General features: G+C 43.6%; 15 protein-coding genes, 1 rRNA gene and 1 other annotated feature. Of the genes, 13 read left to right on the forward strand and 3 right to left on the reverse strand.

Translation table 11 applies throughout. The features are described from left to right. The 4 genes from rrf to I2484_RS19200 form a co-directional block, all read left to right on the forward strand. A 5S ribosomal RNA gene (rrf, locus tag I2484_RS19185) occupies window positions 1–90 on the forward strand; the annotation flags it as partial. A gap of 294 nt (window positions 91–384) precedes the next feature. Further along, a complete protein-coding gene (locus I2484_RS19190; RefSeq protein WP_207152677.1) occupies window positions 385–864 on the forward strand; it encodes a glutathione peroxidase in 480 nt (159 codons plus the stop codon). Between the two features lie 103 nt (window positions 865–967). Then, window positions 968–2,431 carry an IMP dehydrogenase gene (gene guaB, locus I2484_RS19195; RefSeq protein WP_207152678.1) on the forward strand — a complete coding sequence of 488 codons (1,464 nt, stop codon included), beginning with the start codon at window positions 968–970 and terminating at the stop codon, window positions 2,429–2,431. Window positions 2,432–2,605: 174 nt separating this feature from the next. Continuing rightward, entirely contained in the window at window positions 2,606–3,952 is a 1,347-nt protein-coding gene (locus I2484_RS19200) for a serine hydrolase (RefSeq protein ID WP_207152679.1), read from the forward strand. Window positions 3,953–4,034: 82 nt separating this feature from the next. Here I2484_RS19200 and pdxR read toward each other — a convergent pair whose 3' ends face one another. Further along, complete coding sequence (pdxR, locus tag I2484_RS19205) at window positions 4,035–5,450, reverse strand: MocR-like pyridoxine biosynthesis transcription factor PdxR (protein WP_207152680.1); 1,416 nt, start codon at window positions 5,448–5,450, stop codon at window positions 4,035–4,037. Between the two features lie 247 nt (window positions 5,451–5,697). On the opposite strand from pdxR, the gene pdxS reads away from it, so the two are divergent. From pdxS to serS, 3 genes are all read left to right on the forward strand, one after another. After that, window positions 5,698–6,543, forward strand: coding sequence for a pyridoxal 5'-phosphate synthase lyase subunit PdxS (gene pdxS, locus I2484_RS19210; protein ID WP_207152681.1), 846 nt, complete (start codon window positions 5,698–5,700; stop codon window positions 6,541–6,543). A 68-nt stretch (window positions 6,544–6,611) separates the two neighbouring features. Next, entirely contained in the window at window positions 6,612–7,187 is a 576-nt protein-coding gene (locus I2484_RS19215; RefSeq protein WP_207152682.1) for an NUDIX hydrolase, read from the forward strand. A gap of 79 nt (window positions 7,188–7,266) precedes the next feature. Further along, window positions 7,267–7,484 (forward strand) — a binding site (T-box leader). Between the two features lie 89 nt (window positions 7,485–7,573). Next, the gene (gene serS, locus I2484_RS19220) at window positions 7,574–8,851 is read left to right on the forward strand and encodes a serine--tRNA ligase (RefSeq protein WP_207152683.1); all 1,278 of its coding nucleotides are present in this window, start codon (window positions 7,574–7,576) and stop codon (window positions 8,849–8,851) included. A gap of 53 nt (window positions 8,852–8,904) precedes the next feature. Here serS and tadA read toward each other — a convergent pair whose 3' ends face one another. Further along, window positions 8,905–9,417 (reverse strand): tRNA adenosine(34) deaminase TadA, encoded by a 513-nt coding sequence (gene tadA, locus I2484_RS19225; RefSeq protein WP_207152684.1) that lies wholly within the window; start codon window positions 9,415–9,417, stop codon window positions 8,905–8,907. 360 nt (window positions 9,418–9,777) lie between these two features. Between tadA and I2484_RS19230 the strand changes: the two genes are divergently transcribed. The 3 genes from I2484_RS19230 (at window position 9,778) to I2484_RS19240 (ending at window position 11,956) form a co-directional block, all read left to right on the forward strand. Then, window positions 9,778–10,425, forward strand: a complete 648-nt coding sequence (locus I2484_RS19230; protein ID WP_207152685.1) for a deoxynucleoside kinase — start codon at window positions 9,778–9,780, stop codon at window positions 10,423–10,425. Continuing rightward, on the forward strand, window positions 10,412–11,080 hold the full coding sequence (locus I2484_RS19235; protein WP_207152686.1) for a deoxynucleoside kinase: 669 nt from the start codon (window positions 10,412–10,414) through the stop codon (window positions 11,078–11,080). Before I2484_RS19230 ends, I2484_RS19235 begins: the two co-directional genes overlap by 14 nt. Window positions 11,081–11,311: 231 nt before the next feature. Beyond that, entirely contained in the window at window positions 11,312–11,956 is a 645-nt protein-coding gene (locus I2484_RS19240) for a hypothetical protein (RefSeq protein WP_207152691.1), read from the forward strand. A 196-nt stretch (window positions 11,957–12,152) separates the two neighbouring features. Here the strand turns inward: I2484_RS19240 and I2484_RS19245 are convergent, their stop codons facing one another. After that, window positions 12,153–13,523: an aspartate kinase gene (locus tag I2484_RS19245; RefSeq protein WP_207152687.1), complete on the reverse strand. Its 1,371-nt coding sequence runs from the start codon at window positions 13,521–13,523 to the stop codon at window positions 12,153–12,155. A 158-nt stretch (window positions 13,524–13,681) separates the two neighbouring features. Between I2484_RS19245 and I2484_RS19250 the strand changes: the two genes are divergently transcribed. From I2484_RS19250 to thrB, 3 genes are read left to right on the forward strand one after another with little or no spacing between them, the layout of a single operon-like run. Next, window positions 13,682–14,977, forward strand: coding sequence for a homoserine dehydrogenase (locus I2484_RS19250; RefSeq protein ID WP_207152688.1), 1,296 nt, complete (start codon window positions 13,682–13,684; stop codon window positions 14,975–14,977). Then, window positions 14,977–16,035 carry a threonine synthase gene (gene thrC / locus I2484_RS19255; RefSeq protein WP_207152689.1) on the forward strand — a complete coding sequence of 353 codons (1,059 nt, stop codon included), beginning with the start codon at window positions 14,977–14,979 and terminating at the stop codon, window positions 16,033–16,035. The genes I2484_RS19250 and thrC overlap by 1 nt, the downstream gene beginning before the upstream one ends. Then, window positions 16,035–16,928, forward strand: coding sequence for a homoserine kinase (gene thrB / locus I2484_RS19260; protein ID WP_207152690.1), 894 nt, complete (start codon window positions 16,035–16,037; stop codon window positions 16,926–16,928). Before thrC ends, thrB begins: the two co-directional genes overlap by 1 nt. Window positions 16,929–17,059: the final 131 nt, after the last annotated feature.

A 17,059-nucleotide genomic window follows, 5' to 3' on the forward strand; every position in this document is an offset into this window, starting at 1 on the left:
ACCCGTTCCCATCCCGAACACGGAAGTTAAGCTCTTCAGCGCCGATGGTAGTTGGGGGTTTCCCCCTGCAAGAGTAGGACGTCGCCGGTCTCATTGAAAAGTCATTACCTTATAGGTAGTGGCTTTTTTTGTGTTTATTTTTAATGATGTTTATAGGATTAGTTTATAGGGAAATGTAGTTACGGTTAGAAGAAAGAAGTCGAAACCAACCATTTATCTTCAAAAAAATATATATGGTATTGTCCAACCAAATTATTCAAGAGGTCTTGAACGCTATATGATCAGTTCGGAGCAATATACGCCGTCATTCAATCGCCAATCCTTGTAATTGTCTTCAATAGAGCCTATTGTTTGTAGACAACTAAAGTTAAAGGAGACAATCCTATGAGTACAATCTATGAATTCTCAGTCAAAAAAGTAAACGGTGAAATTCAATCGATGGAAGACTATAAAGGAAAACCTTTGATTATCGTAAATACAGCAAGTAAGTGTGGCTTTACTAGTCAGTTCAAAGAATTACAGGAGTTATATGAAGAAAACAAAGAGCAGGGTCTTGTTGTTCTTGGTTTTCCATCGGACAATTTCAATAACCAGGAATTCGATGACATTGAAAAGACAATGGAGTTTTGTGAAATTAATTTCGGTGTAACTTTTCCGATGTTTGCAAAAGTCGATGTCAAGGGTAACAAAGCGGAACCACTTTTCGTATTTCTTGCCTCTCAAAAGAAAGGGATGCTTACAGAAGGCATCAAGTGGAACTTTACAAAGTTTTTGATTGACCACGAAGGGAATGTAGTGGAGCGATTTGCACCCCAAACCTCACCGCTTAAAATGAAGGATGCAATTAACAAAATTATTCAGTGAATAATAGGAATACTTTTACTTGTCGCAACTGACTTGACAGCTATTGTAGCCGCTGATAACCTTTTAATAATATTCATTTGAAACTAACAGGGGGTATATTGAAATGTGGGAATCAAAATTTACGCGTGAAGGACTTACTTTCGATGATGTGTTGCTTGTACCGGGACCTTCTGAAGTATTGCCTAAAGATGTGTCACTCTCTGTCAGCCTGACGAGTAAGATAAAATTAAACATTCCTGTTATTAGTGCAGGAATGGATACAGTTACTGAGTCGAAGATGGCAATTTCCATGGCACGTCAAGGTGGACTTGGTATCATCCATAAAAACATGAGTATTGAAGAACAAGCTGAACAAGTTGTCACGGTAAAACGCTCTGAAAATGGGGTGATTACTAACCCGTTCTTCCTGTCACCTGAGCATCAGGTTTTCGACGCTGAGCATTTAATGAGTAAATACCGTATTTCTGGTGTTCCAATTGTGAATAATAATGAAGAATTGAAACTTGTCGGTATCCTGACGAACCGTGATCTTCGTTTCATCCAAGATTATTCGCTTGTTATCGATGATGTTATGACGAAAGAAAACCTGGTTACAGCACCCGTAGGTACAACATTAGAAGATGCAGAGAAAATCTTGCAAAAGTATAAAATCGAGAAGCTTCCAATTGTCGATGACAACGGAATCCTCAAAGGTTTGATCACAATCAAGGATATTGAAAAAGTAATCGAGTTTCCAAATGCGGCGAAAGATAAACAAGGTCGTCTGTTAGTCGGTGCTGCGGTTGGGGTTACGACTGACACGATGGTACGTGTAGAGAAGCTTGTGAAAGCAGAAGTCGACGTTATCGTTATTGACACGGCACACGGGCATTCTAAAGGTGTTCTAGACGTGGTTGCTCAGATTAGACGGCAGTTCCCAGATCTTGAAATTATCGCGGGTAATATTGCGACTGCGGAAGGTACACGTGCGCTCTTCGAAGCGGGTGCTGATGTTGTCAAAGTTGGAATTGGCCCTGGTTCAATTTGTACAACACGTGTCGTTGCAGGTGTAGGTGTTCCACAAATTACAGCTATCTACGAATGTGCTTCAGAAGCACGTAAGTTAGGCAAAACAATAATTGCTGATGGCGGCATTAAATATTCTGGTGATATCGTCAAAGCACTTGCTGCTGGTGGACATGTTGTCATGCTTGGAAGCCTTCTTGCAGGAACGACGGAAAGTCCAGGGGAAACTGAAATTTTCCAAGGACGCCGTTTTAAAGTCTATCGTGGTATGGGATCAATTGCTGCAATGGAGCGTGGTTCTAAAGATCGTTACTTCCAAGACGATGCAAAAAAACTTGTACCTGAAGGAATCGAAGGACGTATGCCTTACAAAGGTCCCTTGTCTGATACGATTCATCAGCTAATCGGTGGTGTTCGTGCAGGAATGGGCTATTGCGGTACAAAAGATCTGAATGAACTGCGTGAAAAAGCACAGTTCATCCGTATGACGGGTGCAGGATTACGTGAAAGCCATCCGCACCAAGTACAAATTACAAAAGAAGCTCCGAACTATTCGCTTTGATAAAAGACTTCGACTGAAGAATTAATGTTTCTTGAGTTTTGGATCGGAATGAAGGAACATCAGCACCTTTCCTGCGTCTACATATGAGCAGAAAGGTGCTTATTTTGTTTAGTCCCCAAAGAGTAGCCGAAATATGATAAAATGACGTAGGGAAATAGCAATGATGGAGGTATTATGGTGAAGCGAGAAATGAGAAGATGGGTGGCATTTTTGTTAGTGCCGCTACTACTAATAATGACACTCGGGACGGTTCCAGTTTACGCCGACTCGGCACTAGGACTCCATGTCGATAGTGCAATTTTAATTGACGCGGAAAGTGGTAAAATATTATACGAAGAAGATGCAGATAAGCCACTAGGCATTGCAAGTATGACGAAAATGATGACTGAATATATTCTTTTCGAAGCAATTGAAGAAGGTACTATAAGCTGGGATCAGGAATATAAAGTGAACGATTATACATATGCCGTTTCACAAGACCGTCGGCTTAGTAATGTTCCACTAAGGAAAGATGGTACATATACAATTCGTGAATTGTATGAAGCAGTAGCAATTTATTCTGCAAACGGGGCGACGATAGCTGTTGCTGAAACAATTGCAGGAACAGAAACTGAATTTTTGAAGCTGATGAATGCGAAAGCAAAAGAGCTTGGTTTAAAAGATTATAAATTTGTCAATTCCACGGGTTTGAATAATAGCGACCTTCAAGGTATGCATCCACAAGGGACAGGCGCCGAAGACGAGAACGTTATGCCTGCAAAGTCAGTAGCAAAACTGGCCTACCATCTGTTACACGATTATCCGGAAGTTTTGGAAACAACGAAAATCAACAGTAAAGTATTCCGCGAAGGTACGTCTGACGCTATCAAAATGGACAACTGGAATTTCATGCTTCCAGGGTTTGTTTATCAGTATGAGGGCGTTGATGGTCTCAAGACAGGTACGACTGACTTTGCAGGCCACTGCTTCACTGGGACGGCGACACGCGATGGTAAACGGGTCATTGCAGTTGTTATGAAAGCGGTTGATGCGAAAGGCGTAGGTTCATACAAAGCACGATTCGATGCGACGCGTGCTTTGTTCGACTACGGTTTTGGTCAATTCTCAGAAGTGGAATTTGTTCCTGCCGGTTATCAGTTCAAAGATTCTAAAACGCTCGACGTTGTCAAAGGGAAAGCGAAAACTGTCGCTGTAGAGGTAAAGGAACCGATCCGTATGATGGTGAAAACGAGTGAAAAAGATCAGTATGTACCTAAACTTGTGATTGATGAATCAAAAATGAAGGACAACGCACTTCAGGCACCTATTAAAAAAGGTACAGTTGTCGGTAACGTGAACCTCGTAAAAAAAGAAGGAACGGATTATGGCTTCATCGATTCCGATAATCCTGGAGCCGATGTTGTTACGAAGGATGCAGTTGAGAAGGCTGGATGGTTCTCGCTTACAATGAGCGCAATCGGTGACTTCTTCGCAAGCGTTTGGAATGGTGCAACAGGATTTGTAAAAGGTTTGTTTAAATAAGGACAGCGTTGGAGTCTGGACATTGCTCCAGGTGAAAAACTTTTACTTTCTTATTCTTTTAAAACATCAAGGCGAAGAATCCTTAAATGGATTCTTCGCCTTTTTTAATGGACCACGCGCACATAAGATCATCGATGGCTTGTTTAATGGCCTCTGTAGAAAGGCCGCCGAAGCCGAGCAAGAAGGATGGTTCACCTTTTTGAGGCGCGGTTCTGTAGCCGTTTAAGCCGTATACGCGAATATTTGCTTTCTCTGCTGCTACCGCTAGGGATTTTTCACTTATTTCGGTATGGACGGTAAGAATAATGTGCATGCCTGCCTCATCGCCGGAAAATGAAACGTGTGGAGCGTAGGATGACAGGGCTTCCGTGAGAACTTGAAGTTTGCGTTTATATATTTTTCGCATTCTGTTCAAATGGCGCGAGAAGTGTCCGTCAGCCATGAAGCGTGCAAGGATATGCTGGTCGAGCCGCGGTACTGTTGCTGAATAATGAATGAATGCCTTTTCATAACGGTTTAGCAAAATAGGGGGAAGCACCATATAAGCAATCCGTAGCGAGGGCATCAGTGATTTAGAAAATGTGCTTAAATAAATGACGTTTCCGCCTTTATCCATACCCTGCAAGGAAGGTATTGGCCTTCCAATGTATCGAAATTCACTGTCGTAATCGTCTTCGATGATAAAGTGTTCGTCACCTGATGATGCCCAGTTCAACAAAACAGTCCTGCGCGCCGCTGAGAGAACGATGCCGGTAGGGAATTGATGAGAGGGAGTCACATAGGCAACAGTCGCTCCTGAGTGTTGTAGAGACCTTACATCCATTCCTTCTTCGTCGACTGCAATCGGAATTGCTTCCCGGTTGTTGTGAAAAAAAACGTGATGAGTAAGCGGGTAGCCAGGGTCCTCGATTGCATATGTAGCTTCAGTCCCGAGAACCCGGATGACGAGCGGCATAAGCTGTTCTGTGCCAGAACCAATGATAACCTGCTCCGGGGTACAGTCAACACCGCGAGAGTGATATAAATAGCGTGCAATTTCTTGGCGAAGTTCCCAATCACCATGGGGATGACCGAGAAGTAGAAGGTCCTTTGAAGATTCATCCATAACGTCTTTTGCGTACTTTCTCCATTGCGTAAAAGGGAATGACTCCGTATCGATTTTACCCGGCGAGAAGTCGAAGGTTATATCTTCAACTTTTTCAGCCGGCCTTTTCACGGAAAGCAGCAACGGTTGGGCGTAAGCTAGTTCTTCAATCGCCTGCACGTAAAAACCTTTTCGGGGTTTCGATAAAATATACCCTTCCGCTGCGAGCTGTGCATAAGCAAGTTCAACCGTCGTCTGGCTCACATCAAGAAAGTCACCGAGTTTTCGTTTCGAAGGAAGTTTCATGCCAACTGGCAATTTGCCATCCGTAATATCCCGTCGTATTTGGTTGTACATTTGTTCATATAACGGAGTATCTGTACTTTTCTCCAATTTGATTAATAACATCTCCACAGCAATTCCTCCGACTGACCCCTTTAACTTGTTTGTAACTGGGTGTTTTAATAAGGTCATAATCCATTATACTGAAAAATAAGAAAAGAAGGAAGCGCCTGTACAGAGGCGGCAGACATAAGATGGGCTGGCTATACGGCAATCAATGATCACGGCCGAAGTTCGGCGCGTCCTGCGGCAATGTCTGCGTGACCCACATCCTGTGGGCCTCCGAGCCTCTAGACAATAACAAAAGGGGGAAGGGTACATGAATTTTAAATACGGCGGCGTCATCATGGACGTCATTAATGCAGAACAAGCAAAAATAGCGGAGGCGGCAGGTGCAATCGCGGTAATGGCACTTGAGCGTGTCCCTTCTGATATACGAAAAGCGGGCGGGGTTGCGCGCATGGCGGATCCACGCATCATCACGGACGTACAGAGTGCTGTTTCGATTCCAGTTATGGCGAAAGCACGTATCGGTCATATTTCTGAAGCGCGCATACTTGAGGCACTCGGTGTTGATTACATTGATGAAAGTGAAGTACTTACTCCAGCGGATGAAGAATTCCACTTGCTGAAAAGTATATACAGTGTGCCATTCGTTTGTGGAGCGCGTGATCTTGGAGAAGCAGCACGTCGTCTTGGTGAAGGCGCTAAAATGCTTCGTACAAAAGGCGAACCGGGAACGGGTAATATTGTTGAAGCGGTACGTCACCTTCGTATGGTAAATGCCCAAGTGAGCAGACTTGTTCATATGAATGACGACGAAGTCATGACGGAAGCGCGTAATCTTGGCGCACCTTATGAAATCCTTCTTGCCATCAAAAAACACGGACGACTCCCTGTAACAAACTATGCAGCCGGCGGCGTGGCAACACCGGCAGATGCTGCACTTATGATGGAACTTGGTGCAGACGGCGTCTTCGTAGGTTCAGGTATCTTCAAATCAGAGAACCCAGAAAAATTTGCACGAGCAATTGTTAAAACAACAGAAAACTTCAAAGACTATAAACTGATTGGCGAGCTATCTAAAGACATTGGCGAACCGATGAAAGGGTTAGAAATCGGAACCCTTCAAGTGGAAGAGCGTATGTCAGAACGCGGCTGGTGATCAATTAAGAACAAAGCGGGGGAGAAATCCTTCGCTTTTTTGTATACTTAATTGTAGGGGGGATATGAATGGAACGATTAAAAGTCTTCGACGAAAACTATACCTATTTGAGAGATGAAAATAGAGACAAGATCCACCGTGAGGGTCTGTGGCATGAAACATTCCATTGCTGGTTAGTCAATGAACAGTTTGTCTATATTCAAAAAAGGAGCGCTGTGAAAAAAGACTTCCCAGGATTGTTTGACATTACCGCTGCCGGTCATATTCTCTCGACTGAGACTGTGGCAGATGGCATCCGTGAAGTGGAAGAGGAATTAGGGATAGAAGTTGACCAAAGGAAGCTACATTTTAAAGGTGTCGTGCAGAACATTATCAAACTGCCCAACTTTATTGACCGTGAGTTTTCGAGTGTCTTCTTATATGACTCATCTTTTGCAGCAAGCGAGTTTTCATTGCAACAAGAGGAAGTAGAGAGTGTGCATATCGTGGAGCGGCAAGCACTGATTGATCTTTTTGTTAATGCAGTAATGACAGTTAAATGCGTCAATGTTTTTGATGAGACATTGGCGGAAATTAGTCTAATCGACTTTGTTCCACATGAAAAAAACTATTTTGAACAAGTTGCACATATGTTTAAAGAATAATTTAAGAAAGCGGATACATTTTTTCTTTGTGCGACTTGCCAAAAAAACAACCATGTAGTAAAGTAAGGGTAATTTCAAACATGAGACGATGATGGGAAGCAGTAACAAGCGCGTTTTTTAAAGAGAGTCGGCGGGTGGTGTGAGCCGATAGAAACACTTGTGAATCCGTCCCTGAGTAGCTGGGCTGAACCGTTTAGTAGGCCTGAGCCGGCAGTTGAACCGTTATTTCAATGGAGTGGATTGGACTTGGTTGTCCGGTCAATTTGGGTGGCAACGCGGGTAGTTCTCGTCCCTTTTATAGGGAATCGAGGGCTTTTTTTGTTGTCCAGGTTTCGAGCACTTTTCTAACTTTCCATTATCGTCTAAAAATCAAGGAGGAATTATTCATGCTAGATATTAAAAAAGTCCGAGCAAATTTTGATGAAGTGAAAGAGAAGCTTTCTAAACGCGGGGAGGATATTTCTCAGCTTGATAAATTCCAAGCGCTTGATGATAAACGTAGAGAACTAATCGCAAAAGTCGAAGCTTTGAAGGCGGAACGTAACGAAGTATCTCAAAAGGTCGCTGAAATGAAACGTAACAAAGAAAATGCAGATGACGTTATTGCACGCACGCGTCAAGTAGGGGATGACATAAAAAAACTCGATGAGGAACTGCATACAGTTGAAGAAGAGTTGAATTATATTATGATGCGCATCCCTAATATTCCACATGACAGCGTTCCTATTGGCAATAGCGAGGACGACAATGTTGAAATTCGTGTGTGGGGAGAGAAACCTGAATTCGGGTTTGAGCCGAAGCCACACTGGGAAGTGGGAACGGATTTAAATCTCCTTGATTTCGAACGTGCTGCAAAAGTGACTGGAAGCCGTTTTGTCTTTTACCGTGGTCTTGGAGCTCGCCTTGAGCGCGCATTGATTAACTTCATGCTTGATCTCCACATTGAAGAACACGGTTACGAAGAAATATTGCCGCCGTATTTGGTAAACCGCATAAGTTTAACGGGTACGGGGCAGCTGCCGAAGTTTGAGGAAGATGCATTTTTAGTCACCGAAGAGGATTACTTCCTTATTCCGACATCTGAAGTGCCTGTAACGAACTTCCACCGCGATGAAATCTTGAATGTTGCACAATTACCAGTTGCGTTTGCAGCGTATAGCACGAACTTCCGTTCAGAGGCGGGATCTGCAGGCCGTGATACGCGCGGTCTAATCCGTCAGCATCAGTTCAACAAAGTTGAGTTGGTTCGTTTCGTGAAACCGGAAGATTCTTATGATGAACTTGAAAAACTAACAGGACACGCTGAAAAAGTGTTGCAGTTATTGAAACTACCTTACCGTGCTCTAAAAATGTGTACTGCTGACCTTGGATTCACTGCAGCGAAGAAATACGATCTAGAAGTATGGATTCCAACACAAAATATGTACCGCGAGATCTCTTCTTGTTCAAACTTTGAAGACTTCCAAGCGCGTCGTGCAAATATTCGCTTCCGTCGTGAAGCGGGTGCAAAACCAGAATATGTTCACACATTGAACGGCAGTGGGCTAGCAATTGGTCGTACTGTAGCGGCAATACTTGAAAACTATCAGCAGGAAGATGGTTCTGTCATTATTCCTGAGGTACTTCGTTCATACATGGGCGGAAAAGAAGTTATTACCCTTTAAAAACAAAAATCGTGCAAGGCGTCACTCGACGACCTGCACGATTTTTTTCTTGTCTAGACTCCAGCACCTTCATCAAGGCGCTTACGCTTTTGGTCACTCTTCTTCCGTTCACGAATAGCCCTGAAAAATGCTGTTAGCATCTCCCCGCATTCATCGGCGGACACGCCTTCAACTACATCACATTCATGATTAAATCGTGGATCATTCAATAAGCGATAGAGTGAGTCTACACAACCGCCTTTTGGATCGCGAGCGCCGTATACAATGCGCGGAATTCTAGATTGTAAAATAGCACCTGCGCACATTGGGCATGGCTCGAGTGTCACGTATAAAGTTGTATCTTCAAGGCGCCAGCTGCCAATTTCTTGGCATGCATCCTGAATTGCGGATAGCTCCGCATGAGTAACTGCGTTTTGGGTGGTTTCCCGCAAATTATGTGCCCGTGCAATTACTTTATCGTCATGAACGATGATCGCGCCGATTGGTACTTCGCCAAGAGCTTGTGCTTTCATCGCTTCGTCAATTGCCATCTGCATATATAGTCGGTCTTTATTAAAAGTATCCAAAGTCATCACTCCTTGGTGATAGTGTAGCATTTTCTAGTGGTGAATGAAGGGGTTTTCCCTGTCGAGGTGTTGTCTAGCTACAGCGGCCAGATGCTCGGGTCACAAGTCTGCGCGGCTAGAAAGGGATTGAACTGCATCCTTCCGGAGTAAAGGGCACCGCTTGGGCCTGCAGGATGTAGGTGATGCAGCTGTTGCCACAGGAAGTGGCGTACTTAGGCTACGTTCCTTTATTTGGTCGCTTCCGCCTTTCGATTGTTCCACGTGGAAAAAGTCTGAACGTTGACTGCACTCTACTTTTCATTTCACCTGTGTGATAAAATGAAGAGCATTATATAAATACGACGTGAAGGAGGATTTCTGATGTCTGTTCCGTTTATAGCGGTCGAAGGTCCGATTGGAGTTGGAAAAACATCACTTTCCAAGGCAATTGCGGACACACAGCAATTCCATCAACTAAAAGAAATCGTGGATGAAAATCCATTTCTAAATAAATTTTATGACAACATCGAAGAATGGAGTTTCCAAACGGAAATGTTTTTTCTGTGTAATCGATATAAACAGCTTAGCGATACAAAAAACGAGATACTAATCGAACAAAAACCGGTTGTTGCTGATTACCATATTTTTAAAAACCTCATTTTTGCAAGACGTACATTAGATCCGACAGAATATGTGAAGTACGAGGAAATCTATAAAATTTTGACGAAGGACATGCCCGTTCCTAATATAATTGTCTACCTACATGCGAGCCTAGACACACTTATGAAGCGCATTTCACAGCGGGGACGTGAATTTGAGAAAAATATGGATCCCGCTTATTTACAGCAGCTTACGGAAGATTACGAGACGTTCATCACGTATTTCGAGTTGGCACATCCAGAAATTCCTGTTCTTAGGTTTAATGGCGATGATCTTGATTTCGTCAATAGTGAAGAGGATCTACAATTTATTTTAGATACTGTCGATGCGACGATACGAAAAGGAGTAACTTTGAATGAACTTACGTGAAAAACATGGCATCCCACAAAACGCTGTCATTACAATTGCAGGGACAGTAGGCGTCGGCAAGTCGACGATGACGCAGGCGCTCGCGGATGCGCTCCACTTCAGGACATCATTTGAAAATGTTGAGCAGAATCCGTACCTTGATCTTTTTTACAAGGACTTTGAGAAATGGAGCTTCCATTTGCAAATTTATTTCTTGGCAGAGCGCTTCAAAGAGCAGAAACGGATTTATGAATATGGCGGAGGCTTTATTCAAGATCGTTCGATTTATGAAGATACAGGTATATTCGCAAAAATGCATATGGAAAAAGGAACGATGAATCCCGTTGATTATGATACGTATACCAATTTATTTGAAGCGATGGTTATGACACCGTATTTCCCGCATCCAGATTTGCTTGTTTACTTGGAGGGGCCGCTGGACGGGATTATTTCGCGTGTTAAAGAACGTGGTCGTGTGATGGAGCAGGAGACACCCATTACTTACTGGGAAGAGATGTACGGTCGTTATGAGAATTGGATTAATTCATTCAATGCGTGCCCAGTATTGCGTCTTGATATTAATGACTATGATCTTATTAATAAACCTGAAGAAGTGGATTCGATTGTTGAGAAAATTGGACAATCCCTCAAGCAGACATCCCTTTTGAAAAAATAAAATTAACTATGGGAATGCAGCCATTGACATGGGCTGCATTTTTTATTTCACAAATTTTACCCATCTCGAATACTATGTAGTGTTTACACCTGCGTGATGGTTGAGAGTGTAGATGAGTGAATCATTGTTGGGAAGTAGTGTGTTGGTATCCAATACAATATGGATAAAAGGAGGGGTTGTGGAGTGAAACCTTATTCAAATGGACTATCCTCATATCCTGTTGGGGCGGTTATTAACTCTAGCTACCAGGGGCCATATTCACAATATACAGCGCCCGTCAGGTATATCTTGAATAACCAAACTGATTTATATGGCAGAAGTTGCATAAGTAAGGCGGAAGTCGAATTTATAAGTATGAACCGGCTTCTCTGGATGGAGCATGTCAACTGGACGAGGATGACGATTATGGGTGTCGTATTCGCTTTACCGGATTTACCGTCTGTCCAAGAGCGTCTTTTGAGAAATGCGACAGATATGGGAAATTGTTTACGGCCCTTTTATGGCGATAAAATTGCGGATAGATACGCCGCACTGATTAAAGAACATTTAGTGTTAGCTGCTGAATTAGTAACGGCAGCTACAAAGGGGGATGCAAAAACAGCGTCGGAAGCAGAGAAGCAATGGTATAGAAATGCAGATGATATCGCCGACTATTTAAGTAGCATCAACCCGTATTTAAGCAGAGAAGAAGTAAGGAAAATGTTTTATAGTCATTTGGCTTTAACCAAACAAGAAGCGGTTTATATGATTCAAAAAAACTATAAGGCTGATATTGAAGTGTTCGATAAAATTGAAGCGGAAGCTTTAGAAATGTCGGATATGATAGCGGGTGGTATTGTTAAGCAATTTCCGGGTATGTTTATGCCACTATGTTAAGACAAACGGCACACCATCTAATGAGATGGTGTGCCGTTTATTCTATATGTATATCGATTAATTGAATACCTATAAACTCATTAAGCGCAGGCATCTTAACGGGGGTAGCTGAAGCCCTAAGTCAGGCGGAGAAGCTGCTTGGCTTAGGGCGGGAGGCATCCTCGAGCGTCGTAGTGAATTCAATGGTGTTTTTTATTTAATTAGAAAGTACTGCAGATTTCAAGAAAAACTCAGCGTATAATTCCTTCAAGATTTTATTTTCATCAGCTTTATGGACGCCAAAGACAAGACTTACTTCTGATGAACCTTGGTTGATCATCTGGATGCTGGCGCCTGTGCGTGCGATGGCTGAGGCGGCACGTGCAGCCAGCCCAGTGGAATGACGCATTCCTTCGCCTACAAGAACGATCATGGAGTAATTAGAATGCATATGGACGTGATCTGCATTCAGTTCCTCTTTTGCCCGGCGCACAATCCGCGCTTCTTTATCTGCATTGAGGAATTTACTTCTGATGATGACGGACAAGTTATCGATACCAGAAGGCGTGTGTTCAAATGGGATTTCTTCTTCTTCTAAGATTTGCAATAACTTTCTACCAAAACCAATTTCCTGGTTCATTAAATATTTATCGACAAACAGTGTGGAAAATCCGCTATCGGCAGCAATACCAATGACCGGCTGTGCAAAATAATTTCGTTCATTGACAATAAGTGTTCCCGGAGCCTCCGGATTATTAGTGTTTTTAATACATACAGGAACGGAACGACGGAATGCGGGCATAAGCGCTTCATCGTGGAAGACGGAGAATCCCGCATAGGCTAGTTCTCGCATTTCACGATACGTCATTTTTTCGATACCGACTGGATTATCGACGACATTCGGGTTAGCCGCAAATACCGAATCGACGTCTGTAAAGTTTTCATACAGTTCGGCTTCTGTCGCTGCCGCAAGTAGGGATCCTGTAATGTCCGATCCTCCTCTGTTGAATGTCCTCAGTGTCCCGTCTTTCGTGTAGCCAAAAAAACCAGGGAACACGATAATACCTGGTTTATCACGTAATTGTACGAGGCGATCATCGCCTTCAGGCAATGCACGTACCCGTTCAGGCCGTTCATTGACAAGTAGACCGGCCTCTTTTGGACATATATACTGTGCATCCATTCCGATAAGTGTGAAGTAGGCGGCAATTAGCTTTGCGTTGTTGTCTTCACCAGATGCTTTCAAGCAATCCATGAAAAGACTGGCGTCGTTTTCATTGCTAACAAGACGTTCGTGCAAATCATTTTCGATAACGGATACAATCTCCATTGAAAGACCGAGGCCGGCAGCAATTTGTTGATAGCGGGCCACTACTTCTTTCAGTTCTACTTCCGTGTCTTCCCCTTTAAGGGCTTTTTCAGCAAGTTGGATTAGTAGATCCGTTACTTTTTCATCCGAGCCAAACCGTTTGCCGGGTGCAGAGACAACAATGATTTTACGACTAGGATCAGCTTTTACAATTTGAGCAACTTTTTTTATTTGATCGGCCGATGCGACCGAAGTGCCACCGAATTTACAAACTTTCATAATCATCAAATCCAATCTATTTTATAGTGGGGGTAATCTTATCAATTCTATGACTTTATCACAAATAGGCTTGTTATTATCCGAATATTTCACTATAATGTCTTTATGCGAAGAACAATTGTTTTTTCATAGTGTACATACAGTTAGGAGAATCGTCAATGAAAAATGAAATTAACATTGGGTTATTAGGATTTGGGGTTGTCGGTAGCGGAGTGGCTAAAATTTTGCAGGATCATCAAGAAGACCTGCATCATAAACTTGGCGTTCCTGTCAAAATAAAAAAAATTCTTGTGAAAAACTTACATAAAGATCGGGAAACAACGCTTTCGTTGGAAACGTTCACGGATAATTTATATGAAGTGCTTGAAGACTCGTCTATCGATTTAATAGTAGAAGTGATGGGTGGGACCTTCGATGCGAAAGAAGCGATTGAAAGTTCTTTGCGTGCTGGAAAAGGTGTCGTAACAGCTAACAAAGACGTTATGGCAGAATTCGGACCTGGATTATTGAAGCTTGCGGATGAAAACAAGTGTGATCTCTTTTACGAAGCAAGCGTTGGCGGCGGGATCCCGTTAATCCGCACACTTGAAGATGGACTTGCTTCCGACCGGATCCGTGCATTGACGGGCATCGTGAATGGGACAACGAACTTCATTCTAACGAAAATGAAACATGAAAAGATGTCATATGAAGATGCATTGGCAGAGGCGACAGCACTGGGTTATGCGGAAGCAGATCCGTCGGCGGATGTTGACGGCATTGATGCGGCGCGCAAAATGGTTATTTTGGCTTCGTTGTCTTTCTCCACGGAAGTCCGCCTGGACGACGTGTTTGTAAGAGGGTTGAAAGAAATTCAAGAAGGCGATCTAGAACTAGCCGAGCAATTTGGCTATACGGTGAAGTTAGCAGGGTCAGCTAAGAAGAACGAGGATGGTATCGAAGTGGCTGTAGAACCTGTATTTTTCCCGAATTCGCATCCGTTGGCATCAGTGAACAATGAGTTCAATGCGGTGTATATTTATGGAGATGCGGTTGGAGAAACAATGTTCTATGGACCGGGCGCTGGATCTCTACCGACTGCCACATCTGTTACGGGAGATATTATTGCAGCGTGCCGTAATTTATTGCTAGGTGTCAACGGCAAAAGATTACACGCACCGCAGTATGAGCGGAAAGTGAAAAGCGATAGTAACAAGTTCGCACGTTATTTCCACCGAATTCGCGTTAGAGACGAAGTAGGCGTCCTGACGAAATTAACGTCTATATATAGCAAGCACGGTGCAAGTCTGGCGACAGTTGTTCAGCATTCCGATAAAAAGGAAGCCGATGCAGACCTAATTTTCATCACGCATCAAATTTCGCGACAACAGCATTTAGATATTGTGACTGAATTGAATGAGACACCAAAGGTAATCGGCGTACTAAGCCATTACCGGGTAGAGGGGGAAGAATGATGAAAAGATGGAATGGATTAATTGAGGAATATAAAGAATGGTTACCGGTGACAGAAGATACACCGGCGTTAACGTTGCAGGAAGGGAATACCCCTCTAATTCACATGACAAATTTATCCGAACAGTGGGGAATCAACCTTTACGTGAAAACGGAAGGAACGAATCCGACAGGTTCATTTAAAGACCGGGGCATGGTTATGGCGGTCGCAAAAGCGAAAGAAGAAGGAAAAAAAGTTCTTATTTGTGCATCAACGGGTAATACGTCTGCAGCGGCGGCGGCATATGGTGCGCGTGCTGGAATGCGGACAATTGTAGTTATTCCAGCAGGTCGAATCGCACTTGGTAAATTGGCACAGGCAAAAATGTATGGTGCAGAAATCGTAGAAATCGAAGGTAACTTTGACGAAGCGTTGGCTATGGTACGTGCGGCGGACGAGGGCGAAGTTGCGCTTGTTAACTCGGTTAACCCGTATCGACTTGAAGGTCAAAAGACAATTGCATTTGAAACGATTGAGCAACTTGGAAAAGTGCCAGATGTTTTCGCACTTCCGGTTGGGAATGCGGGTAACATCTCTGCGGCTTGGAAAGGATTCAAAGAATATGCGGATAAGAAGGGTACTGCGCTACCGGTGCTTCTTGGTGTACAGGCTGACGGAGCCGCACCGATTGTTTATAATCGCGTATTCGAAAACCCTGAAACGGTTGCAACAGCGATTCGAATCGGTAATCCCGCAAGTTGGGACCTGGCCAACAATGCCTTGGCAGAGTCGAATGGAACAATTCTTGCTGTAACTGATGAAGAGATTTTGGAAGCATACAGTTTAATTGCTTCTTCTGAAGGTGTTTTTGCAGAACCTGGCTCGTGTGCATCAATCGCGGGCGTTAAAAAACAAGTGGAGAGCGGCTTGTTGAAAAAAGGTTCTACTGTAGTTGCAGTATTGACTGGTAATGGTTTAAAAGATCCTGATACAGCGATTGAAGTAAATAAAGAAAAACCAATGATGTCACGGGAACAATTTGATGCGTTTCTTAGTGGGTTAAAGGCGGGGACAAAGTAATGGCAGAATCCAATTTTTCCGTTGTCGTACCTGCATCGACGGCAAATCTTGGGCCAGGCTTCGATAGTATCGGACTTGCACTAAACCTTTATATGACGGTGGATGTATCGCCGTCAGAGGACTGGGAAGTTACGTATAAAGAAGATGGTTTTCAAGATTTACCGACTGGAGAAGATAATTTAATCGTGAAGACTGTTATTGATATAGCTGAGCGAAAAGGGCGTGTTGCGCCTGTATCGCGACTTATCATTCAGTCGGATATTCCACTTGGTAAAGGACTTGGAAGCAGTGCGACAGCAATTGCAGCAGGAATTGAAATTGCAAATCGGCTTCTTGAATTGAATCTTTCCGCGAAGGAAAAAGTGCTTCTAGGCAGTGGATATGAAGGGCACGCGGATAATATCTCGGCTGCGCTTCTTGGGGGAGTGACTATATCTTATTTTGATGGCATGGAAATGGATGTCGTTCATATTCCAGAACCAAAAATGGGAGCTGTGATACTTGTTCCGCCAGAAGCATTGCTGACGGAAGCATCTAGGGGGCTTCTACCAAGTCAACTCGCACATGCAGAAGCAACGCGTAGCAGTGCGGCAGGGAATGTACTTTCGGCAGCGATTGCTCGGGAAGATTGGGAAATGGCGGGTCGTATGATGGAAAAGGATTTCTTTCATGAGCCGTACCGTAAAAAGCTATTTCCTGAGTTCGACCGAATCCGTGAAGTATGTCATGAGTACGGTGCGTATGGAATGACAATCAGTGGTGCGGGCCCGTCTTTATTCGTGACTGTGAAGCAAGGCGACGAGAGCGAGCTGGCAAAGCGATTGGCGGTTGCGTTCCCGTACTATGATTGTATTGCCGTCAAACCGTCTATTGCGGGTGCTGTGACAAATTAATTGAATGAAGAAAAGCGCAAGCGCCTTGTTAGATCCGACAAGCGCTGGAGGGCCTTAAGAGAAAGGCGCACTTTGCCTTTAACTTAAGGACTGAAGCGACTCGAGGGGCTAGGCGCTGGAGCTAGACATGA

It is taken from the genome of Sporosarcina sp. E16_8 (genome assembly GCF_017347095.1).
GTDB lineage: Bacteria > Bacillota > Bacilli > Bacillales_A > Planococcaceae > Sporosarcina.